Here is a 22,576-nt window from a genome sequence, read left to right on the forward strand (position 1 = left end):
CGCTTAGAGTTCATTACTCTAAGCGTTATCTCATATTAGTTAATTCTCTTCCTTTGGCTTTCTCTTCTGTCTGGTTAACGGATATCGTTGAGCTTCTTCTTTAAATGATATTAGAAGGGAGAAAACCATTAAAATCATAATCATAGCAAAAGGAAAGGCAGCTATAATTGAAGCTGTTTGTAGCGCGCCTAAACCTCCTTGCCAAAGTAACACAGCTGCTGCAGTAGATTGGACAAGTCCCCAGATAAATTTCACTTTATTTGAGGGGTTAAGGTCACCATTAGTTGTTTGCATTCCTAACACAAAGGTTGCCGAATCGGCAGAAGTAATAAAAAATGTGCTGATGAGTAAAATGGCGATTACAGACATAACTCCACCAATTGGAACTTGGTCAAGTACGCTGAATAAAGCCACTTCTGACCCGTTTTCTGCAACTAGTTCTTGAATTTTAGCATCTTGGAAGAACTCTAAATTAATGGCCGTGCCTCCAAAAACAGAGAACCATAAAGCCCCGAATATAGTCGGTACTAATAATACTCCAAGAATAAATTCACGAACGGTGCGTCCCTTAGAAACTCGTGCAATGAATGTTCCTACAAATGGTGCCCATGCAATCCACCAAGCCCAGTAAAAGATCGTCCAGTCTTGAGTCCATGAGTTCTGTTCGAAAGGACTTAGCTTAAAGCTCATAGAGGGCAAGTTTTGTAAATAACTTCCGAATGTGGTGGTGAATAAATCCATGATAAAGTTTGTAGGCCCTGCAAATAGAAGGAAAAGCATTAAAGCAATAGCCAATACGATATTGGTGTTACTCAAATATTTAATTCCTTTATTTAGACCGGTTTGAGCTGAAATCATGTAAAGAAACGTCACAATCAAAATAATGATTAACTGAACCATAAACGTATCTTCTAAACCATCAATTAAAAACGTGACTCCTCCTGAAATTTGTTTGGCCCCAAAACCAAGAGAAGTAGCTACACCAAAAATTGTAGCAAACACTGCGATAAAATCGACTAATGTCCCTAAAGCTCCGCTAGTGCGCTTTTCACCTAATAGTGGTGTTAAAATAGAGCTAATCAGCCCCGGAGCTTCTTTCCTAAATTGGAAGTAAGCAAGGGCAAGTGCGATGACTGCGTATATTCCCCACGGATGTAGACCCCAATGGAAGAAGCTGTACCGAAGAGCTTCTCGTGCTGCTGCTGGAGTTTGCGAGTCAGCAAGGGGAGGGTTGTGAAAATGAGCTATAGGTTCAGCAGCTCCCCAAAATATGAGTCCAATACCCATCCCAGCGCTAAACAGCATAGCAAACCATGTGATATACGGGTATTCTGGTTCATCTGTGTCTTTTCCAAGCTTAATATTTCCATACTTAGAAAAGATAAGGAAAATAGCAAAGATCAAAAATCCAGTTGAAGACAACAAGTAAAACCAACCAAACTTCTCCACTAAAAACCCTTGGATGTTGCTTGTTACCGTATTTAAGTTGTAATTGGGTAGTGTTTCTTTCGGGATGACTCCCCAAATGATGAATAAAATGGCTACACCAATAGAAAGGAAAAATACCTTTGTTACGTTTTTCATTGAAGTTTCTCATTCCTTTCAGGATACCTTGCAAAAAGCAAGGAATGACCTGATGAGATCTTCAAACATTAATCTTGAAGCTGTATTAGACGATACTTATCACGTGAAATTTCTTCTAGTTCCTCTAATACATCATGCAGACAAAGTAACTCATATATGACAATTGTTTGAGGCGGGAAGTGGTGGCGATATTTTGAATTTTGCTCAATATGCTCCTCTTTCCAGTGCCAAAACTCTTTGTCTAAGGCTTCAATCTGTTTGAAGTGTTCATCTGTCATTTCATGTGATGGTGTTCTTAATATTTCCGCCATCGAAGAAATGATACTTAAGATTAAGGATTTTTCATCTTTACTAAAGGCATTTACATTTAAGTTAACGTACTGTAAGTTTCCTAGATGGTAAACAATTTGTTGTAACGTGTTTAATTTCTTTTGAGCATACTGAAAGGCCTGCATGTCCTGTTTAGAATGCTTATGGTATTTCCACTCTTCACGCTGGAATTGAGAAAGTTGATACGTCTTCTCGAGCTTAAAGGTTAATTGTCTGTAAGTCCTTTGCATTCTGCGACTTTCTTCAGATTGCTTGTCCATACAAGTTTGGAGTGTATGGTCTAAGATATCAGCTGCCTGACAAAACAATTCTTCTACATTCTTATAGATCATTTTAGAGTAGTCGGGTGGAAGTAAGAAGAAGTTCACAAGGCTTGAAACAACGATACCTATTGATGTGGTACCAAGTCTGCTGAAAAAAGATGCAATGTAATGGCTATCGAAATCAGGGATCATGGCAACGGCCGTTATTGTCGCAACTAATATTCCGTCATAGAGCTTAAGTCGATAACAAACAGCTATGGTAAGTGTTGCTGCCAGAGCAAACGTTAAGGCGTTTTGGCCAAGTATTCCAAAGGATAATGCAGCTAAAAGAGCTCCAATAGCAGAAGCAGGAAATCGAACAAGCGCTTTTTTTATGGAGTCTGCAGCTGTGTTCTCAATCGTTACAATAGCTGTGATGACAGCAAAGGTAACGGGTAAGTTAAATAATAAACAAATAAATGCTGTAACGAAGACGGAAATACCTGTCTTCAGTGTTCGGCTGCCTAGAATATTGAATTTTTTTAATAAAGAAACCATTGAACTCACCTTATTAAGTTTATTGAAGGAACAAAGTCCTATTCTTTATTTTATTAGATGTTTTTGTTAAAAAACAATAGGATATGGGTAAAGTCTTTATTATAATGGGAATGTGCACCATGTTATTACATATATAGGGGGAAACAAAATTGAAAAAATGGATGATGCTCGTATTACTTGTTTCCATCTTTAGTTTAGCCGCTTGTGCTCAAGATGAAACAACGGGAAAAACAGAAGATGAATCAAACGATCAAGAAACTCAAGAAGAAGATGAATCAATGGCCAGTGAAGATGAAAACCAAAATGAAGACAGCGAGAACAAAGAAGAAAGCGATCCTTCATCTGAAGAGGATAAAGATTCTGCAGGTGAGGAGGAAGAAGAAGTAGCAACGGAAGAGCCAGTGGAACCAAAGTATAAAATTAATGGGGTTTCATCAGTTGTTCCCTTAGATGGGAAAGAGGGGGTAAACGAACAAGTTGTTCTTCTTACAATTGATGACGCCCCTGATGAGTACGGTTTAGAAATGGCCAAAACTCTGAAAAAACTAAATGCTCCTGCGATTTTCTTTGTGAATGGTCATTTTATCGAATCAGAAGAAAAGCAAGAAATTCTTAAACAAATTCATGAAATGGGTTTTGAAATAGGGAATCACACTTACACTCACCAAAAGCTTGATGATGTTACTCAAGAAAAGCAACGTGAGGAAATCGTATCTCTTAGTAATAAAATTGAAGAGGTTATTGGTGAACGACCAAAGTTCTTCCGTGCTCCCCATGGAGTTAACACTGACTATGCCCTTCAAGTTGTAGAAGAAGAAGGAATGGTCCAAATGAACTGGAGCTACGGATATGATTTTAAGGCTGATTACATGACGAAAGAATCCATCACAGATATTATGGTGAATACCCCGCTACTTGGGAATGGATCCAACTTACTTATGCATGACCGTGAATGGACATCAGCAGGTCTTAAAGATATTATTGGAGGCCTAAGGGATAAAGGATATGGTATTGTAGACCCTGCGGAAATTCAGAAACCAGGTGAATAACAGTTCCTAAAGAAGTCTTCTCATGAAGGCTTCTTTTTTGTCTTTATGCATTTAAGCTTATTAGAGCAACGTACATATTTCCTTTTAATGAAGAACATTTTTCACAAGACAAGCTATATTTCGTGCGGAAACAGCGTATAGATTAGTAAGGAAGGCGTGGAAATTTAGCTTACTCACCATTTGAGGAGGAGGGAAATTTACTTAAATTAAAAGTATTGCCCATTTTGTATTATGACATACTAATTAAGGGTTGAAATCTTTTATATGTCATACTATAATGTAATTAAGTTAAATGAAAACGCTAACAAAGGAGTTGGATATTCAATGGGTACTATCGTTTGTCAGGATTGTCAGGGGATTATTGATCACTACGAGGATGAGAAGGTATCAACTCTTTACGGAACATGCACGACGTGTAATGAAGAAGAATAAGTAAGAGTTTTAGAAGATCACAAATAAAACACATAAAAATAGCAGAGGACGAAATCTACTTCAGATTTTGTCCTCTGCTCATTTTAATTACAAGTCTTTATTCACTTATCGAAATGCTTTATGTTCTTTAATTACACGAATGGATTTAAGCGTCTCATCCTCTGGGCCTTGAACAGGTAAGCCAGCATCCATATTGGAATGGATGTATTGAATGTTTTCTTTTGTAATGATTTCACCAGGAAGCCAAATTGGGATACCAGGAGGATAGACCATAACAAATTCGGCGCTAATCCTTCCAATTGAATGGTCTAAAGAAACAATTTCTGTGTCCGCATAAAAAGCATCCCTGGGTGATAGTGCTAGTACCGGGATATCTGGAACTTCTACTTGTAACGGTTCTTCATTTTTATTCTTTACTTCAAATTCTTCTGAAAGTATTTTTAATGCGTGCACTAAAATCCCTGTTTCTTCATCTGTATCACCTGGTGTGACAATGCAAAGAATGTTATATAAGTCAGAGAGTTCAACTTCAATATTAAATCGTTCTCTAAGCCAAACTTCTACATCGTATCCGGTAATCCCTAATTGCTTTACCGATATGATGAGTTTCGTCGGATCATAATCATACGTTGCGTTACTCCCGATTATTTCATCCCCAACGCATATAAGATGAGGCACACTGTTGATTTGTTTTCTAGTTTTTTCTGCAAGTTTGATGGTATCATCAATAAGTCTACGGCCATTAATAGCCAAATGCTTTCTTGCAGCATCTAAAGAAGCTAACAAAATATATGATGTAGATGTAGTCGTTAGCATCGAAAGGACAGACTGAACGCGCTCGGGTGTTACGTAGTGAGATTTTAAGTTTAAGACAGAGCTTTGCGTTAACGAACCACCTAATTTGTGTACGCTAGTGGCCGCCATATCTGCGCCGGCTTGCATGGCGGAAAGGGGTAATTCCTCATGAAAATGGATATGCACCCCATGTGCTTCGTCTACTAAAACAGGAACGTCATATGAATGAGCAATTTCAACGATTTTTTTTAAATCAGCTGAAATACCGAAGTAAGTAGGATTAATGACAAATACTCCCTTAGCATCGGGGTTAGCTGTGAGAGCTTTTTGGACGGCCTCTGGTGTGATCCCATGAGAAATACCTAAATTCTCATCTAATTCTGGATGGATAAAGACAGGGGTAGCACCTGAAAATATGATGGCTGATGTCACAGATTTATGAACGTTCCTTGGAACAACAATCTTATCACCAGGGTGGCAAACCGACATAATCATAGCCATAATCGCTCCACTTGTCCCTTGAACAGAGAAGAAAGTATGGTCGGCACCAAATGCTTCTGCGGCAAGATTTTGTGCTTCTTTAATCATACCATGTGGGTGATGGAGGTCATCCAGAGGACTTATGTTAATTAAATCAATCGATAGAGCCTGATCCCCTATGAATTTTCTGAAATCTTCGTCCATTCCTTTCCCTGTTTTATGACCAGGTATGTGGAATTGCACAGGGTTTTGTTTTGCGTGGTCTAATAGCCCTGTAAACAAGGGCGTGCGCTGTTGAGACAAATACAACACCTCTTAATCATTTAGTAAAGCAAAGAAAGTATAGCAAAAGAGGGGAAGAAAAGCTAGATACTCACACAAAAAAACGTTTTCTGATACGATATAAGAAGATTGAAAATTTTTAGTAAGGAGGGGCGCGCTATGTACGAGACTCGTGTAACACGTTTATTAAATATAAAGTATCCAATCATTCAAGGTGGTTTAGCTTATTTAGCTTATTCAGACCTTGCGTCAGCTGTATCAAATGCAGGCGGACTTGGACAAATTACAGCGATGAGTTTATCGTCACCGGAGGCATTAAAAGAAGAAATACATAAAGTAAAACAAAAAACAGACAAACCTTTCGGAGTAAATTTTGCCATAGGACAACACGGAAGGCCATTTGAACATATGGTCCAAGTAGCAATTGATGAACAGGTACCCGTCATATCTGTAACAGGTGGGAACCCTAAGCCTGTATTAGATATGGTGAAGCCTTATTCCATAAAGTCACTTGTTCTAGTTGCAGCAAAACGTCAAGCTGTTAAAGCGGAAGCGTTAGGTGCTGATGCAGTTATGGTGGTGGGGCAAGAAGGAGGAGGGCATCTTGGAAGAGCCGATGTAGGGACGATGGTTCTTACCCCTCAGGTTGTTGATGCCGTTTCTATACCAGTTATTGCTTCAGGTGGCATTGGAGACGGGAGAGGGTTTATGGCTGCGCTTGCTCTAGGAGCAGAAGGAATTGAGATGGGAACTCGTTTTATTGCAACGAAAGAGTGCCGACATGCTCACCCCTCTTATAAACGGGCCATCATTGAAGGGGATGAACAAGCAACGGTAGTGATTAAACGGTCTCTTGGAACCCCTGGAAGAGCTTTGCTAAATCCTTGGACAGAAGAAATTCTGAAATTAGAACAAGACGATCCCGGTATAAGCGTGTTAAAATCGTATATCGGCGGGGAAGCAAACAAACGATATATTTATGAAGGAGACCACTACAAAGGATTTGGCTGGGCTGGACAAGTAATAGGGAGAATTGACGATATACCTACTACAGAGATCTTGATGCAAAGAATAATTGCAGAAGCAGACCAAATTCGAACAAAGTGGAAAAGATAAGGAGAGAAACGATGAGCGCTGATTATAATTATCCGTTAGATACAGAACACTGGAGTACAGAAGAGATTATTGATGTGGTTAACCTTTATAACTTAGTAGAGAAAGCAAACGAGTCAGGAGTAAAGAAGGAAGAGTTGATGCTTGCTTATACTCGTTTTAAGCAGATCGTTCCTTCAAAGAGTGAAGAGAAGACTCTAGGAGCAGACTTTGAGCAACAATCAGGATATTCTCTATATAAAACGATAAAGGCCGCTCGTAATGCTTCAGATGGCGATATAGTAAAACTTTGATTATGAGTATAAGTTTTTAAACGAAAAATGACTGAATCCAGGGTTGGATTCAGTCACTTAAATTTTGCACGGTAATGCTAGATTATTCAACGAGAAAAAAGGCTGTTCCTTAATAGGAACAGCCTTTTTTTAAAAATCTTTATTGCTTGCCTTTTTTAGCGTCTTTTTCACGTTCGTTTTTGTTAAGGATCTTCTTACGGAGACGTACGTTTTCTGGTGTAACTTCACAGAACTCGTCATCGTCAAGGTATTGGATCGCTTCTTCAAGGGTCATTTTACGGACACCTTTGATTGTATTCGTTTGGTCTTTGTTAGCTGAACGGATGTTTGTAAGGTGTTTTTCCTTAGTGATGTTAACTGTTAAGTCGTTCTCACGGTTATGCTCACCAACAATCATACCTGCGTATACATCTGTTGTTGGTTCAACAAAGATTGTACCGCGGTCTTCAAGCTGCATGATTCCGTAAGTGGAGGCTTTACCGTTCTCAAGAGCAACAAGTACTCCGCGACGGCGTCCACCAACTGTACCCTCTACAACAGGCTCATAGCCATCAAATGTATGGTTAAGGATACCGTAACCACGCGTTTGAGACATGAATTCTGTTGCATAACCGATTAGGCCACGGGAAGGGACTTTAAACTCTAGGCGAACTTGGCCATTACCATCGTTCATCATATCTAACATTTCACCTTTACGGTAGCCTAGAGATTCCATAACAGTACCTTGGTAATCTTCTGGTACGTCCACTTGTACGCGTTCCATTGGTTCGCATTTTACCCCATCAACTTCTTTGATGATTACTTGTGGTTTTGAAATCTGTAGCTCGTAACCTTCACGGCGCATGTTCTCAATCAGAATAGATAAGTGAAGCTCACCACGACCACTTACGACCCATTTATCAGGAGATTCTGTTTCCTGAACACGTAAACTAACGTCTGTTTCTAACTGTGTTAGAAGGCGTTCTTCAATCTTACGTGCTGTGATGAATTTACCTTCTTTACCAGCAAATGGACTGTTGTTTACTAGGAACGTCATTTGAAGTGTAGGCTCATCAATACGTGGGATCGGTAACGCTTCTGGTGAATCTTGACTCGTTACTGTTTCACCAACGTTAATTCCTTCAAGACCAGCTACTGCAACAATGTCACCTGCTTTGGCTTCTTGAATTTCAACACGTTTTAGTCCAATAAAGCCATACAGCTTCGAAATACGGAAGTTTTGAACAGACCCGTCTTTCTTCATAAGTGATACCGGTTGTCCAACAGCAATACTTCCGCGGAAGACACGTCCAACACCGATACGTCCTACATATTCGTTATAGTCTAGCAACGTAATTTGGAACTGTAATCCTTCGTCAGAATTATCAACTGGAGCAGGGATGTTATCCATAATCGTTGTGAAGATTGGATCCATTGTCTCTTGTTGATCTTCTGGCTCAACCCCAGATGTTCCTTGAAGTGCAGAAGCATATACAACAGGGAATTCAAGCTGATCTTCGTCTGCGCCTAATTCGATAAATAGGTCTAATACTTCGTCAACTACTTCTTCTGGACGGGCATTTGGACGGTCGATTTTATTTAATACAACCACTGGAGTTAGTTTTTGCTCTAACGCTTTCTTTAAAACGAAGCGGGTTTGAGGCATACACCCTTCATAGGCATCAACAACAAGTAGTACACCGTCTACCATCTTCATAATCCGTTCCACTTCACCGCCGAAGTCGGCGTGGCCAGGTGTATCTAAAATGTTAATGTGCGTATCGTTATATGAAATGGCTGTGTTTTTCGCTAAAATTGTGATTCCTCGCTCTTTCTCAAGATCGTTGGAATCCATTGCACGATCGTCTACGTGTTCATTATCACGGAATGTACCAGAGTAGTGAAGCATTTGGTCAACTAAAGTAGTTTTACCGTGGTCAACGTGGGCGATAATTGCAATATTTCTTAGGTCTTGTCTTACGTTCATTCCTTAATACTCTCCTCTATAGTTCGAATGGCGTTCTCATTGAACTAAGTTATTATAACATATATCACGGTGTTAATTGTGTTTAGCGTGATAATTTACATAAGTTTAATCCATTACAAGCATGAAAAAACGCCTGTGGAAGGCGTTTTTTGAGAAACTAAGCTGTAGCTTTGACAACTTTTTACCCTTTTAAACCTTTATCCAACCTCTTTTGTTAGTTGGTACAAGTAAGAAAGGGTGTTGAATGTTTCTTCACATTTATTCAAAAACGCATCCCGATCTTTAAGGATAACATCATTTCGGTCGATGTGAATACCACAAAGAATTTCAGCTTTTTTTACAGATTGTAAACGATCCAATAGTTGAGTGAAATCATTTTCGTTTAAATCTTTATGAGGTGTTGCACCAGGTTTTGTATGATCCTTTGACCAAACGAAATCAGCAGGTATATGATCCCGAACTTCTTCTTGATGGTTTTTCAGTACCTGAGCGTAGTCTTCTTTTATTGGACTTTCATAAATCATAGCAAACCAAATGAACACGTGACTTTCCCACAAACCGATTTGAAAGTGAGGGAGCTTCTTGTAGCCTCTTTTGCTACCCGCAAGTGCAGCCCATGTGTCATTAGGTGGGTTGGTTGTTCTTCTGGCATGTTTAGCCACATGTACATGCATTTCATCTCCTGTTAGTGCTGTTAAAACAGGTGCGAGCTCTTCTGCAATTGATTCTAATTTTGGTGAAACCTCACTCTTTAATGCACTCATACGATCTTCAAGGCCATGAATAGTAAAAACGTCAAAATCTTTTTCTGTAAATCCATTAAATTGTGTCATATATGAACTCCTTTCTTTCATTACAAGGGTAATACTATAAAATTCTATCATAGATCTTATCAAGTCGCCTAACTGCACGGTTGAGGTTTAAATCGGGCGCTATTTGGATAAATAAAAGTAATAAAACATTTGTCAGATTTGAAGGTTTTCACATATATATACTAAAAGAGCTCTCTAGGAGGAGTCACAAATGAAACGAGTAATGGATAGCCTGCGTAAAAGGGAAGTGATGGAGAGGTTACCTGTTGTGAAAATGGAGATTGATTATGAATTAATGACACTTTTTGAAGCGATGGAAGATGAGGATACCCATCAAGTAAGCCAATCGAAAGAGCGTTTAGAGCAGTTAAGGAAGGAATGGGTTCACCTGACTTCATAGCTATACCAAGAACGAGTTCATAGCTCGTTCTTTTTTACGCCTGCGCATATATTCATGTGGTGAATTAAAAATGGAGAAGGGTACCTTAAAGTCAAAGGACAAAAGGAAGGGGTATTCTTGAACTCCCACAGTGATGGGCTATCTAAAGAACGATTTACTTGGACATGCCACATGAAGAGTGAAAAAGATGAAGGAATACCAAAATTTTGATACCATTGGAATTAATCTAATGAATAGAAGGAGTTCGACTCGCATGAATGATCAACAAAAGCAACTTATATTTGAACAAGCTAAAAAGTGGATTTTAGAAGCAGGAGAACGAATTCGAGCAAAAATGAATGAACCATTTGTAATAGAGACCAAATCTACTCCGGATGATCTTGTGACAGAGATTGATCAAAACACGGAGCAATTCTTTGCTAAAAAGATACGTGAAACATATCCTGATCATCGCTTGCTTGGGGAAGAAGGTTTCGGTGATGATTTGAAGGACTTGAATGGCACCGTTTGGATTGTGGATCCAATTGATGGAACCATGAATTTCGTTCATCAAAAACAAAACTTTGCTATTTCAGTTGGAATATATAGAGATGGTATAGGAGAAATTGGCTTTATTTATGATGTTATGGGAGACGTTTTATACCAGAGTAAGCGGGGTGAAGGGGCTTATAAAAATGATCGCAAGCTTTCGCCTTTGTCATCTGATGTTGTTTTAGAAAGATCGATTGTTGGTTTAAATGCCTTTTGGGCTACAGAAAACCCTCGTGTAGATAAAAAAGGAATGCAAGAGCTTATCAGAAAAGTAAGAGGAACCCGTTCGTACGGGTCAGCTGCATTAGAGTTTGCCTATGTCGTAGAAGGGAATATGGATGCTTACGTGACAATGCGTCTGGCTCCGTGGGATATAGCTGCTGGGATTGTGCTTTTAAATGAAGTAGGCGGCATTACTACAAAAGCAGATGGTACAGAAGTGAATATGTTAACGACTAACTCTATAATTGCTTCTAATCGTGCCATTCATAGCGAGATTATTGATAAACATATCGAGCTAAAGAAATAATGGGAGCGTTCCTTAAAAAGGAGGGGAGTGTGTGAATAGAGTACTCTATTACTTAATTGGATTATGAATCATGACTCTTGGAATCAGCCTTACAATTATAGCCAATTTAGGCACCATGCCTTTTGACTCTCTAAATGTAGGGCTATCAGATGCTGTAGGATTAACTACAGGGACTTGGGAGGTTATTAACGGGTTCTTGCTTGTTTGTATAAATGCCATTTTAATACGTAAGAAACCAGATCTATTAGCGCTTGGAACAGCGGTGGTAACCGGGATCGGGATAGATTTTTGGCTGCATGGCGTTTTTAGTTCGATGGAAGTTAATAGCAGTGGGCTCGCATATAGTTTACTTATTGTTGGTATTCTCTTATTAGGTCTTGGTGTGGCGATTTATGTACGAAGTAAATTTGCTTATAATCCCGTGGATGGATCGATGTTTGTGGTTAGTAAATTGACAGGCTTTAGTTTGGGAATGTCAAAAACCGTTGTAAGCCTCATACTCCTAGCTATATCCTTGTTAATAGGGGGAACTGTAGGTATAGGGACAGGGATTGCTATTCTTCTGATAGGACCTTTTGTTACTTTATTTGATAAAGGTTTAAATCGCATTACAAAAGCTCAAGTATACTCCTGACTTTAAGGGAGTTGCTTGAGCTTTTGCTGTAATGGAGTAAGTATGAATTTAAGCTTCTTGATTACGCTGCTTGCGCTTCACCACGAAGCCAAAGCCCATAACTGAAAATCCTAACAGTAGAAATAATAGAGAAAAAATGATTGAACGGTATCCTATAGCTACCCCTACTAACATAAAACAAAATACGGCTAAGAGTGCTAAGAGAAAAAGTGGGATGTTTACATTTTTCATTATTGTTCACCTCTTGTGTGCATGCTAGTAATAAGTTTATCGTATTTTACTACTTTTGAAAACGAATCCAATAAGAGGGTGGCGGGTAGTCAGAAGATTTAGTATGATAGAAAGAGATCTATGTAACGAGTAATAGGGGGAAACACAGATGAATGAAGCGGGTAATATTCTTCAAATTCCTAATGATCTGTCGCCTGTAGCCAGCTTTTTGTTTAGTAGGTTAGGTGGAGAAATCAATTTGAATAGTGATGATGAAGTAGCGCTTGCTATTCGAAGCGTTTTATTTTTATATTTAATTATTCTAGGCTTAGCGATTCTAACTTATAAATTAGGGTTTGCTAAAAAGTTACCAGTCCTTAAATCTGCAGTGATTTACGTTGTTTTAGCTGCAGGGTGCACCATTTTAACAGTGCCACTAGGGTTGTCCTTGCCAATTGCAGAAGGCCTTTTTGTTTCGTCGCTTGTATTAGGAATTTACAGAGTACGTTTACACAATGAACGAAAAGGAAGAAAAACAGAAGCCTCATAAATAGAAAAAGCCTGCACACTGTGCAGGCTTTTCTTTATATTAAACTTTCATCACTCTTTGGTTCTCTGTAAAGGTTAAAATTGCCTGTTGCTTTTCTTGCATTTGTCTTTTTTTCAATTCGATCGTTGCAGGGTGGGCACATATACGTATTGATTCTTTTGTTACGCATACGTTTCGCTTGCAAAGAGTTTCCGTCGATCGAATGAACATCATCGCATAATACACATTTTACACGCATCGGTTTCACCTCAATTATTTCTCTCTTTGCTTTTGTATTATAACATGTTCGTCTCTTATGTACTAATAGATGTTCGAAAATTTGTAAGAAGTGGGGATCCCTGACTTATATGTGACTAATAAGTGATCTACTTTATACTCTACTCTCTAACATATGAGTCCTTTTATGTGAGGACTGCTTTTGTTGTACTACAGAAGCAGATGATAACTATAAGTTTAAAAAAGGTTGTTTAGAGCTAACTTTTTATGGGAAATGGTTAAATAGAATACGTTGAAAGGGTGAAATGGATGAAAAAACGTTGGATTTATTCGGCAGTGGGAGCAGCTAGTGCAGGAGCCGCAATGTACGTACTTAAAGATGAAAAGAGAAGAAATGACTTGAAAGAGCGAGCTAAATCTCTATCAACAACTGTTCAAAACTCCATCCAAAAAGACAACCAAGATGACCTTCCTGTTGAGAAAGCAGGTGTACCTGAAGTCGATCATACTGAAAATACGAAGATGGTCGATGAAGGCTCTCAGTTTGGGGTTCAATATTATAATGAATTGCAAGAAGAAGAAAAAGAGCTAGAAAAGCAAAACACCTAAATCTTAATCAGATTTAGGTGTTTTTTTGTCTTTATAATCATTGGATTGTTCGTCTTGAATTTCTTCGAGCTCATTTTTTTGCTCAGTAGGCAGTTTACCTTTGTCTTGATCTGGTTCTGTTGGCTTATTTTCTGGTACTGGAACTTCTGGCATATACCTTCCTACAATAGCTGAAAGTTCATCCGTAATACCTTGAATAGGATGTCCTTGTCTTATTTTTTTGCCCATTTGTTTAACGCGCTCATAGCCATCAGCATCAGCTATAACAATTGCATCTTTGCCGTATGGATCTTTCTTTAAAGCTTCAGCTACAGAATACTTAATAGACCCTACGCGGGACCGATCAAGAGACTTATCTACGTCTATAGCGACGACTACATATGGACCTGCTACGACAGCGGTAGCTTTATGAACATCAGGCACTTCATTAGCGACTCTTGCTAAATGTTTAGAACGCTTTCGATTGCTCATTTTTTCTTTTGGAGCGGGGTCAGAATCTTGAACTTGGATAGTGGGGCTTTGATTCTCTTGTTGTGGCAGGCTTTCCTGTTCATTTGATTGACAGGCTGTTAAAGCAATAGCTAAACCAATGATGAAGATAAATTTCATAGTTCTCACTCCTTTATTTGATGTTATATTTTGAAGTTCGTCTAACTTTATACATACAAGCATATAGTGGAAATAGGAAGCCTTGCCAAACAATGTAGACCAATTCTCAGGAGGCGGCTGAATGGAAAAAATTTACGTATTAGATACAAACGTGTTGTTACAAGACCCGCGATCAATTTATACTTTTGGTCAAAATGAGGTCGTTATTCCAGCCATTGTACTGGAAGAAGTGGATTCAAAAAAAAGAAATATGGATGAAGTTGGACGGAATGCCAGAGAAGTGTCAAGAATTATGGATCGTTTGAGGGTAAATGGTAAGCTCCACGAGGGCGTTCAACTTGAAAGCGGAGGAACACTTAGAGTTGAATTAAATCATAGGTCATTTACAAAGTTGGAAGAAGTGTTTATGGAGCGTACAAATGATAATCGGATTTTAGCGGTCACGCTTAACTTGCATCTTGAGGAGAAGGATAAAAACGCAGGAAGACAAGTTGTTTTAGTTTCAAAAGACATGTTGATGCGAATTAAAGCAGACGCGATTGGACTTGTTGCTGAAGACTTTCTTAGTGAAAGAGCCGTCAATGAAGATACAATTCTAAATGGTTATAAGGAACTATACGTGAATGAAGATGAAATTAATCTATTTTTTCAAACGGGGGAATTAGCTCTTTCGAAAGAGTTGTTAGCCTCTCTCCATCCAAATGAATTTATGATTTTAAAAAACCGAGCTAATCCTTCCCACTCTGCTATAGGCATTGTAAAACATCTTGAGGGTCTACTGCAGAAATGCAGATTCCAAAATGAACAAGCATGGGGGATAAGGCCAAGGAACGCTCAGCAGGTTATGGCTTTGGAGTTATTGTTAAGGCGGGATATTCCTTTGGTTACGATGATCGGTAAAGCAGGAACAGGTAAGACTTTACTTGCTTTAGCAGCAGGACTTATGCAAATTGAAGACTATGGTTTCTATAAAAAGCTTCTTGTAGCCCGTCCTATTGTGCCTTTAGGGAAAGATTTAGGGTATCTGCCAGGTGAGAAAGAAGAGAAATTAAGACCATGGATGCAGCCGATTTATGATAACTTGGAATATTTGTTTGATGTAAAAAAACCGGGGGAACTTGATCAAATCTTATCCGGTATTGGTTCCATACAAGTTGAAGCACTCACTTATATAAGAGGAAGAAGTATTCCTGAGCAGCTGATCCTTATAGATGAGGCACAAAATCTTACCAAGCATGAAGTTAAAACCATACTTACTAGGATTGGTGAAGGAAGTAAAGTCGTCTTATTAGGAGACCCTCATCAAATAGACCATCCTTATTTAGATGAATTCAATAACGGTCTTATTCACGTAGTAGAGAAATTCAAAGATCAAAACTTAAGTGGGCACGTTAAGCTAGTTAAAGGTGAGCGTTCACCTTTAGCTCAACTATCAGCCGATTTTCTATAGTAATAAACCCCGTCCAAAAACATGGCCGGGGTTTATTTTTTACATATTAATCAATCACAATTTTTTTGACACCTTTTACAGGCTCGTCTTTATTAGAACCATCTTGGAAGAACACATGAACGGGACCTTCTTGGTTTAAAGGCTTGCCATCTTGTGAAAATAAAAAGAGAGACTGGTTTAATTGGTCTAGCGTAATTCTTGTATCACCTGATTCAGTTACAAGTAAAGCATGTTTTGCTTCATCTTTGATCTCAGCATTTTTTAAAAAGTGGTGAATGGGCATAACATAAGTACCTTGTAATATTTTTTTCTTGTCATATTTGGAGATGCTTTTATTTACAGGAGGATCAAGTTTTTGTTGATAAACCTCACGATCCCAGAACTCTGATGCTTTTTTGATTTCATCTTCTTCAGTTGCTTCTGGCGTCGTTTGAAATGTGAACGCTTCCTCAAAAGATACTTTGCGATCATCGAAGATCCAAACAGTAGGGTCTAATGTAATGCTATAGTTTACGTTTCCAGTTAATTGTATGATCAATGGTAGACCACCCTTCGTTGTAAAAAGATTCTGAACCTAGTATAACGAACTTAAACCAATCATGCACTAAGGAGGTACTCAGGATGCAGAAAAAAGTAAGTCAGGAAATGGTAGATGAATGGATTGAACATGTTCGTTCATTTACTCAATTAGGTAAAGTGGCTGACTACATTCCGGCACTAGAAAAGCAAGATCGCGAGAATATCGCAATAGGGGTTTATCATTTGGATGGTGAATGTGTGGGGGCAGGTAAAACAGAGAACACGTTTACGATACAAAGCATATCCAAAGTATTAGCATTAGCGTTAGCTTTGATGGATCAAGGTGAAGATTATGTATTTGCCAGAGTAGGAAAAGAACCAAGCGGTGATCCTTTCCATTCGATAGCTAAACTTGAAACAACGAATCCCTCTAAACCACTGAATCCAATGATAAATGCTGGTGCTTTAGCTGTTACAAATATGATTGAGGGGACTACACCTGATGAAAAAGTGGGCCGTTTGTTAGCATTCGTGCATGAATTGGCCAATGACCATAGCATTCAATATGACCAAGAAATTGCGAATTCAGAATACGAAACAGCTTATCTAAATAGATCACTTGCATTCTTTATGAAACAACATCACGTGATAGAGGGTTCAATTGAAGAGTTGTTAGATACCTATACAAAACAATGCGCTATTGAAGTGAATATTAAACAGTTAGCTCGTATTGGAGCGGTTTTTGCAAATGAAGGCAAAGACACTGAATCAGGTCGTCAAATCATCCCAAGACAGCTGGCGCGAATATGTAAAACATTCATGGTGACCTGTGGCATGTATGATGCTTCTGGTTCATTTGCTATACGCGTAGGGATACCAGCTAAAAGTGGAGTGTCTGGAGCTGTAATGGGTTCTGTGAAAGACTTTGGTGGCATTGCAGTCTTCGGTCCTGCTCTTGATGAGAAAGGCAATAGCGTCGTTGGGATGCAATTGTTAGAAATGCTCTCTAGTCGATTGGAGTTATCCATCTTTTAAGAAGTCTTTTTAAAAGGTTGCTGTTATTATTTTTGAAAAAATGGGCAGGATTTACAGATCCTTAAATAAAGTGAAAACGTAGTTATCTTTCTGAACTTTCCTTGCATTTTTGTCCCTTAACCTATAATATAAATAGAAGAAAGTCTGTTTTAATCGGAGGGGATTAACGTGTCATCAGAAGTCGCGATCGATCATCGCCAACAAGCCTACGCCCTTCTTAAGGCTGATGCGGATAAAATAGCTAAACTCATCAAAGTTCAGATGGATAACCTAACCATGCCGCAGTGTCCTCTATATGAAGAGGTTCTAGATACCCAAATGTTCGGACTATCACGAGAGATTGATTTCGCTGTCCGCTTGAATTTAATAAGGGAAGAGGATGGGAAGAAGCTTCTAGAAAACTTAGAGCAAGAAATGAATGCTCTACACGAAGCGTCTCAAAAGTCCTGACAGATAAACTCAAATTTCACCCCTCTGGTGAACATTTGAGTTTTTTTACTATCTAGGCATTGAGTAGCGGGAAAAAGGGGTGATATAAACCAGGCTTAAGGAAAAAGTATGATAGTGGGTAAGAATATTTTTCTTGCAAAGAAGGAATTTGATGCTTTAATCTAGTAAAAAAATATAAGGGATCGAAACCAATTACATAAGGATGGACAACAATGAAAAAATTATGGAAAAACTTTGATTTCACTTTAATCTTTACACCGTTGATCTTAACAGCTTTTGGAGTCGTTATGATTTATAGTGCATCAATGGTTTATGCCGTTGCAAAGTGGGGCTATTCTCCAGATCATTACTTGAACAAGCAATTAGTTTGGTGTGGCTTAGGGTTGATTGCATTTACAGCAACAATTAGTATACCCTATCAGAAGTATCAGAAATGGATGCCGTTAATCTTGGTCGGCGTTGCAATATTGCTTGCGTTAGTCTGGTCTCCACTTGGGGATTATGTAAATGGTGCTTATTCCTGGCTGGTATTAGGTCCTATTCGAGTTCAGCCGGCAGAGTTAGCAAAGGTAGGCTTAATCATGTACCTTGCCTCTGCACTCGCCAAAAAACAAGACCGTTTATCGAGCTTTAGAAGAGGAGTTATACCACCATTATTTATTACATTTCTTATTCTAGGATTAATAATATGGCAACCGGATGTGGGTACGGCCTCCATCATCGCGCTTATTGCAGCAACGATCTTTTTGAGTGCTGGTATTCACCCGAAAATAATAAGTATGTTAGCGGTTCTTGGTGGAGCTTTAATTACCATCTTTATCTTAACGTCCGTTGTGACTGATTCAGAACGTGTTGCTCGTTTTACAGGGGCTTATGAACCCTTCTCAGACCCGGCCGATGATGGCTATCATTTAATACAGTCGTATATTGCTATTGGGACAGGTGGTATAAGTGGTGATGGTCTTGGACAAGGAGTTCAAAAACTGGGCTATCTACTTGAACCGCACACAGATTTTATTATGGCTGTAATCGCTGAAGAGCTTGGTTTATTAGGGGTATTACTTGGGATCGGACTTCTGACAGTTATCGTACTTCGTGGTTTGTTTATCTCGAGACAGTGTAAGGATGCATTCGGAAGTCTTTTGGCAATTGGGATTTCATCAATGATTGGGATTCAGACCATTATTAACTTGGGTGCTGTAAGTGGATTGCTTCCAATTACAGGAGTACCCTTGCCATTTTTAAGTTATGGAGGTTCTTCTTTAGTGGTCTTATTGGCCTCTATGGGAATTTTAAATAATATAGCTAGACAGGTGCGTCTAGAAGACAAGCCAAAGGTTTACAACAAGACAGTACCAAATGAAGACAATTCGAGTACAGATGTATCTACGTTACAACAACAAAGAAAAGCTAGGGGAGGAAAACAATGGGTGAACGAAAGAAGATCAATAAGGTATTAGTTGCCAATCGAGGCGAAATTGCTATAAGAGTATTCCGTGCATGTACAGAACTTGATATAAGAACAGTAGCGGTTTACTCAAAGGAAGATAGTGGTTCGTACCACCGTTACAAAGCTGATGAGGCTTACATTGTCGGCGAAGGAAAAAAGCCGATTGACGCATATCTTGATATTGAAGGGATTATTGAAATAGCTAAGAGTGTAGGTGTTGATGCGATCCACCCTGGTTATGGATTCTTATCTGAGAACATACATTTTGCTAGAAGATGTGAAGAAGAGGGACTAACGTTTATAGGCCCAACAAGTGAACATTTAAATATGTTTGGCGATAAGGTGAAAGCGAGATATCAAGCTGTTCAAGCGGACATTCCAGTTATTCCGGGGACAGACGGACCTGTGGAGGACATTGAAGAAGTAAAAGCGTTTGGTCGTAAACACGGTTATCCAATCATGATTAAAGCTGCTCTTGGCGGTGGTGGACGTGGAATGCGTATCGTTCGAAGTGAGGCTGCTCTTCAGGATGGATATGACCGTGCCAAATCTGAAGCGAAAGCAGCCTTTGGTAATGACGATGTATACGTGGAGAAGTTAGTTGAAAATCCAAAACATATTGAAGTGCAGATCTTAGGAGACGCCGATGGTAATGTCGTGCATTTATATGAACGAGATTGTTCAGTTCAAAGACGTCACCAAAAGGTTGTGGAGGTCGCTCCAAGTGTTTCCTTACATAACGATATACGTGAGCGTATGTGTGAGGCTGCTGTTAAATTAATGAATAATGTCACATACTTGAATGCAGGAACAGTTGAGTTTCTTGTTTCTGGGGATGAATTCTATTTCATTGAGGTAAACCCACGTGTTCAGGTAGAGCACACGATTACGGAATTAATTACCGGTATTGATATCGTGCAAGCCCAAATTATGATTGCTGAAGGGTATAATTTGTTTGATAAGCCAATAAGTATTCCGAAGCAGGGAGACATTCGTACACATGGCTATGCCATACAATCTCGTGTAACAACAGAAGATCCACTTAATAACTTTATGCCTGACACAGGGAAAATCATGGCCTACCGCTCTGGAGGTGGATTCGGGGTCCGTTTAGATGCTGGTAATGGGTTCCAAGGTGCTGTCATATCACCTTATTACGATTCATTGCTAGTGAAAGTCTCTACATGGGCACTAAGTTTTGATCAGGCCGCACATAAAATGGTACGTAACTTACGAGAATTTAGGATAAGAGGAATTAAAACTAATATTCCTTTCCTAGAAAATGTTATTCTGCACAATAATTTCTTGTCAGGTGAATACAATACAACCTTTATTGACCAGTCACCAGAGTTATTCGTATTTCCGAAAAGAAAAGACAGAGGGACGAAAATGCTCTCTTATATCGGAGCTACAACGGTAAATGGGTTCGAAGGAACTTCTCATAGGAAGAAGCCAGCGTTGTCAAAACCTAGAGAACCAGAGGTGAAACATTCTGAACCGATTCCGAATGGAACGAAGCAGTTACTTGATGCACAAGGCCCTGAAGCAGTTGCTGAATGGTTAAAGAATAGAAAAGAAGTATTGTATACGGACACTACCTTCAGAGATGCTCATCAGTCTTTATTAGCCACTCGTGTTAGAGGTAAAGATTTAGAACATATTGCAGAACCAACAGCACGTTTACTCCCTAACCTATTTTCTGTAGAAATGTGGGGAGGAGCAACCTTTGATGTATCCTATCGATTCTTGAAGGAGGATCCTTGGAAGCGCTTGTTAAACATGCGTGAGAAAATGCCAAATATGTTATTCCAGATGCTACTTCGTGCTAGTAACGCAGTTGGGTATAAGAACTATCCTGATAATGTGATAAAGGAATTCGTTGAAAAGAGTGCTCAAGCAGGGATCGATGTCTTCCGAATCTTCGACAGCTTAAACTGGGTGGAAGGGATGAAATTAGCTATTGAAGCGGTAAGAGAAACGGGTAAAATTGCTGAAGCAGCTATGTGTTATACAGGAGACATTTTAGATCCAACACGCCCTAAGTATGACTTGACTTATTACACCGGCTTAGCTAAAGAATTAGAGGACGCAGGCGCTCATATCTTAGCAATTAAAGATATGGCAGGGGTTATGAAACCAGAAGCGGCGTATCAATTGGTTTCAGCATTAAAAGAAACTGTCAATATACCGATTCACCTTCATACTCATGATACAAGCGGAAATGGGATCTTCACCTATGCACGCGCTATCGAAGCCGGTGTAGATGTAGTTGATGTTGCAGCAAGTACGATGGCTGGCTTAACTTCACAACCAAGTGCAAGCAGTCTGTATTATGCTTTAGAGGGTAATGAACGTAAGCCAGATATTGATGTACAGGCATACGAAGAATTGGGGCACTACTGGCATGACATTCGAAAGTATTATCAAGATTTCGAGAGCGGCATGATGGCACCTCATTCTGAAGTTTATCAACATGAAATGCCAGGCGGGCAATACAGTAACCTTCAACAGCAAGCAAAGGCTGTAGGGCTTGAATCCCGTTGGGACGAAGTTAAACATATGTATCGAAGAGTAAATGATATGTTTGGTGACATTGTTAAAGTAACTCCTTCTTCCAAAGTGGTTGGAGATATGGCTCTCTTCATGGTACAAAATGATCTAACTGAAGATGATGTTTATGAAAAGGGTGAATCGATTGATTTCCCTGACTCTGTCCTTGAATTCTTCCAAGGATATTTAGGTCAACCTTATCAAGGATTCCCACAAGAGCTTCAGCGCATTATTTTAAAGGGGAGAGAACCTTTATCGGTACGCCCTGGAGAACTTCTGGAACCTGTTGATTTTAAAGATCTAAAGCAAAATCTTTTCCAAAAGTTAGATCGCCAGGTGACAAGTTTTGATATGATTAGCTATGCCCTTTATCCAAAAGTGTTCATGGACTATCACCAGTTCTATGAGCAATATGGGGATATGTCTGTTTTAGATACCTTAACGTTCTTTTACGGAATGCGTCTTGGCGAAGAAATTGAGGTAGAAATTGAGCAAGGGAAAACATTAATTGTCAAACTTGTTTCTATCGGTGAAGCACAGCCAGATGCGACAAGGGTGGTTTACTTTGAACTGAATGGACAGCCGCGTGAAGTTGTGATTAAAGACCAAAATATTAAAGCATCTGTAGAGGCTCGGCCTCAGGTGGACAAGCAAAATCCAAAACATATTGGTGCAACGATGCCTGGTACAGTTGTGAGTGTGATTTCTAATAAAGGGGAAACGGTTAATAAAGGAGATCACCTTATGATTACTGAAGCAATGAAGATGGAGACAACAGTGCAGGCTCCGTTTGACGGTAAGATCAAAGACATTTATGTAAAAAATGGTGAAGCCATTCATGTGGGTGATCTGTTAATCGAATTCGAATAATGAAATTCTTTTAAGGCTAACCATGTAA

At 39.2% G+C, this 22,576-nt stretch carries 23 protein-coding genes; 14 read left to right on the top strand and 9 right to left on the bottom strand.

Annotation, left to right across the window (positions count from 1 at the left end; genetic code table 11):
• Nucleotides 1–39: 39 nt before the first annotated feature.
• Both ACYX4O_RS08350 and ACYX4O_RS08355 read right to left on the bottom strand, forming a co-directional pair.
• Entirely contained in the window at nucleotides 40–1,584 is a 1,545-nt protein-coding gene (locus ACYX4O_RS08350) for a glycine betaine uptake BCCT transporter (protein WP_476356287.1), read from the bottom strand.
• A 68-nt stretch (nucleotides 1,585–1,652) separates the two neighbouring features.
• The gene (locus ACYX4O_RS08355) at nucleotides 1,653–2,714 is read right to left on the bottom strand and encodes an FUSC family protein (RefSeq protein WP_476356289.1); all 1,062 of its coding nucleotides are present in this window, start codon (nucleotides 2,712–2,714) and stop codon (nucleotides 1,653–1,655) included.
• A 149-nt stretch (nucleotides 2,715–2,863) separates the two neighbouring features.
• Between ACYX4O_RS08355 and ACYX4O_RS08360 the strand changes: the two genes are divergently transcribed.
• Nucleotides 2,864–3,763 carry a polysaccharide deacetylase family protein gene (locus ACYX4O_RS08360; RefSeq protein ID WP_476356291.1) on the top strand — a complete coding sequence of 300 codons (900 nt, stop codon included), beginning with the start codon at nucleotides 2,864–2,866 and terminating at the stop codon, nucleotides 3,761–3,763.
• Nucleotides 3,764–4,087: 324 nt separating this feature from the next.
• Entirely contained in the window at nucleotides 4,088–4,195 is a 108-nt protein-coding gene (locus ACYX4O_RS08365; RefSeq protein ID WP_188654949.1) for a GapA-binding peptide SR1P, read from the top strand.
• 105 nt (nucleotides 4,196–4,300) lie between these two features.
• Here ACYX4O_RS08365 and ACYX4O_RS08370 read toward each other — a convergent pair whose 3' ends face one another.
• Nucleotides 4,301–5,773, bottom strand: coding sequence for an aminotransferase class I/II-fold pyridoxal phosphate-dependent enzyme (locus ACYX4O_RS08370; protein WP_476356293.1), 1,473 nt, complete (start codon nucleotides 5,771–5,773; stop codon nucleotides 4,301–4,303).
• A gap of 138 nt (nucleotides 5,774–5,911) precedes the next feature.
• On the opposite strand from ACYX4O_RS08370, the gene ACYX4O_RS08375 reads away from it, so the two are divergent.
• Both ACYX4O_RS08375 and ACYX4O_RS08380 read left to right on the top strand, forming a co-directional pair.
• Complete coding sequence (locus tag ACYX4O_RS08375; protein WP_476356295.1) at nucleotides 5,912–6,868, top strand: NAD(P)H-dependent flavin oxidoreductase; 957 nt, start codon at nucleotides 5,912–5,914, stop codon at nucleotides 6,866–6,868.
• Nucleotides 6,869–6,879: 11 nt separating this feature from the next.
• Nucleotides 6,880–7,158, top strand: a complete 279-nt coding sequence (locus ACYX4O_RS08380; protein WP_476356297.1) for a UPF0223 family protein — start codon at nucleotides 6,880–6,882, stop codon at nucleotides 7,156–7,158.
• A gap of 139 nt (nucleotides 7,159–7,297) precedes the next feature.
• On the opposite strand, the gene typA is transcribed toward ACYX4O_RS08380, so the two are convergent.
• The gene (gene typA, locus ACYX4O_RS08385) at nucleotides 7,298–9,124 is read right to left on the bottom strand and encodes a translational GTPase TypA (protein ID WP_476356299.1); all 1,827 of its coding nucleotides are present in this window, start codon (nucleotides 9,122–9,124) and stop codon (nucleotides 7,298–7,300) included.
• A gap of 197 nt (nucleotides 9,125–9,321) precedes the next feature.
• Nucleotides 9,322–9,957: a YktB family protein gene (locus ACYX4O_RS08390; protein ID WP_476356301.1), complete on the bottom strand. Its 636-nt coding sequence runs from the start codon at nucleotides 9,955–9,957 to the stop codon at nucleotides 9,322–9,324.
• A gap of 190 nt (nucleotides 9,958–10,147) precedes the next feature.
• Between ACYX4O_RS08390 and ACYX4O_RS08395 the strand changes: the two genes are divergently transcribed.
• The 3 genes from ACYX4O_RS08395 (at nucleotide 10,148) to ACYX4O_RS08405 (ending at nucleotide 12,030) form a co-directional block, all read left to right on the top strand.
• A complete protein-coding gene (locus tag ACYX4O_RS08395) occupies nucleotides 10,148–10,336 on the top strand; it encodes a hypothetical protein (protein WP_476356303.1) in 189 nt (62 codons plus the stop codon).
• A 253-nt stretch (nucleotides 10,337–10,589) separates the two neighbouring features.
• A complete protein-coding gene (locus ACYX4O_RS08400) occupies nucleotides 10,590–11,396 on the top strand; it encodes an inositol monophosphatase family protein (protein WP_476356305.1) in 807 nt (268 codons plus the stop codon).
• A gap of 70 nt (nucleotides 11,397–11,466) precedes the next feature.
• A complete protein-coding gene (locus ACYX4O_RS08405; protein WP_476356307.1) occupies nucleotides 11,467–12,030 on the top strand; it encodes a YczE/YyaS/YitT family protein in 564 nt (187 codons plus the stop codon).
• A gap of 48 nt (nucleotides 12,031–12,078) precedes the next feature.
• Here the strand turns inward: ACYX4O_RS08405 and ACYX4O_RS08410 are convergent, their stop codons facing one another.
• Nucleotides 12,079–12,261, bottom strand: a complete 183-nt coding sequence (locus ACYX4O_RS08410; RefSeq protein WP_476356308.1) for a DUF5325 family protein — start codon at nucleotides 12,259–12,261, stop codon at nucleotides 12,079–12,081.
• 148 nt (nucleotides 12,262–12,409) lie between these two features.
• Between ACYX4O_RS08410 and ACYX4O_RS08415 the strand changes: the two genes are divergently transcribed.
• Nucleotides 12,410–12,790, top strand: a complete 381-nt coding sequence (locus ACYX4O_RS08415) for a YlaH-like family protein (RefSeq protein WP_476356310.1) — start codon at nucleotides 12,410–12,412, stop codon at nucleotides 12,788–12,790.
• Between the two features lie 34 nt (nucleotides 12,791–12,824).
• Here ACYX4O_RS08415 and ACYX4O_RS08420 read toward each other — a convergent pair whose 3' ends face one another.
• Nucleotides 12,825–13,028 (bottom strand): YlaI family protein, encoded by a 204-nt coding sequence (locus ACYX4O_RS08420; RefSeq protein WP_476356312.1) that lies wholly within the window; start codon nucleotides 13,026–13,028, stop codon nucleotides 12,825–12,827.
• A 287-nt stretch (nucleotides 13,029–13,315) separates the two neighbouring features.
• Here ACYX4O_RS08420 and ACYX4O_RS08425 point away from each other — a divergent pair, with 287 nt between their 5' ends.
• Nucleotides 13,316–13,615 (top strand): hypothetical protein, encoded by a 300-nt coding sequence (locus tag ACYX4O_RS08425; protein ID WP_476356314.1) that lies wholly within the window; start codon nucleotides 13,316–13,318, stop codon nucleotides 13,613–13,615.
• Nucleotides 13,616–13,618: 3 nt separating this feature from the next.
• On the opposite strand, the gene ACYX4O_RS08430 is transcribed toward ACYX4O_RS08425, so the two are convergent.
• The gene (locus ACYX4O_RS08430; protein ID WP_476356316.1) at nucleotides 13,619–14,224 is read right to left on the bottom strand and encodes a YhcN/YlaJ family sporulation lipoprotein; all 606 of its coding nucleotides are present in this window, start codon (nucleotides 14,222–14,224) and stop codon (nucleotides 13,619–13,621) included.
• Nucleotides 14,225–14,345: 121 nt separating this feature from the next.
• Here ACYX4O_RS08430 and ACYX4O_RS08435 point away from each other — a divergent pair, with 121 nt between their 5' ends.
• A complete protein-coding gene (locus ACYX4O_RS08435; protein ID WP_476356318.1) occupies nucleotides 14,346–15,674 on the top strand; it encodes a PhoH family protein in 1,329 nt (442 codons plus the stop codon).
• A gap of 46 nt (nucleotides 15,675–15,720) precedes the next feature.
• Here ACYX4O_RS08435 and ACYX4O_RS08440 read toward each other — a convergent pair whose 3' ends face one another.
• Nucleotides 15,721–16,212, bottom strand: coding sequence for a hypothetical protein (locus ACYX4O_RS08440; protein WP_476356320.1), 492 nt, complete (start codon nucleotides 16,210–16,212; stop codon nucleotides 15,721–15,723).
• Nucleotides 16,213–16,295: 83 nt separating this feature from the next.
• On the opposite strand from ACYX4O_RS08440, the gene glsA reads away from it, so the two are divergent.
• The 4 genes from glsA (at nucleotide 16,296) to pyc (ending at nucleotide 22,548) form a co-directional block, all read left to right on the top strand.
• Complete coding sequence (glsA, locus tag ACYX4O_RS08445) at nucleotides 16,296–17,228, top strand: glutaminase A (protein WP_476356322.1); 933 nt, start codon at nucleotides 16,296–16,298, stop codon at nucleotides 17,226–17,228.
• Nucleotides 17,229–17,396: 168 nt separating this feature from the next.
• A complete protein-coding gene (locus ACYX4O_RS08450) occupies nucleotides 17,397–17,678 on the top strand; it encodes an Fpa/YlaN family protein (protein WP_036780890.1) in 282 nt (93 codons plus the stop codon).
• A 212-nt stretch (nucleotides 17,679–17,890) separates the two neighbouring features.
• The gene (ftsW, locus tag ACYX4O_RS08455) at nucleotides 17,891–19,138 is read left to right on the top strand and encodes a putative lipid II flippase FtsW (protein ID WP_476356324.1); all 1,248 of its coding nucleotides are present in this window, start codon (nucleotides 17,891–17,893) and stop codon (nucleotides 19,136–19,138) included.
• Nucleotides 19,105–22,548, top strand: a complete 3,444-nt coding sequence (pyc, locus tag ACYX4O_RS08460) for a pyruvate carboxylase (RefSeq protein WP_476356326.1) — start codon at nucleotides 19,105–19,107, stop codon at nucleotides 22,546–22,548. Before ftsW ends, pyc begins: the two co-directional genes overlap by 34 nt.
• Nucleotides 22,549–22,576 lie beyond the last annotated feature (28 nt).

The sequence above is a fragment of the Pontibacillus sp. ABV4_188 genome (assembly GCF_056311905.1).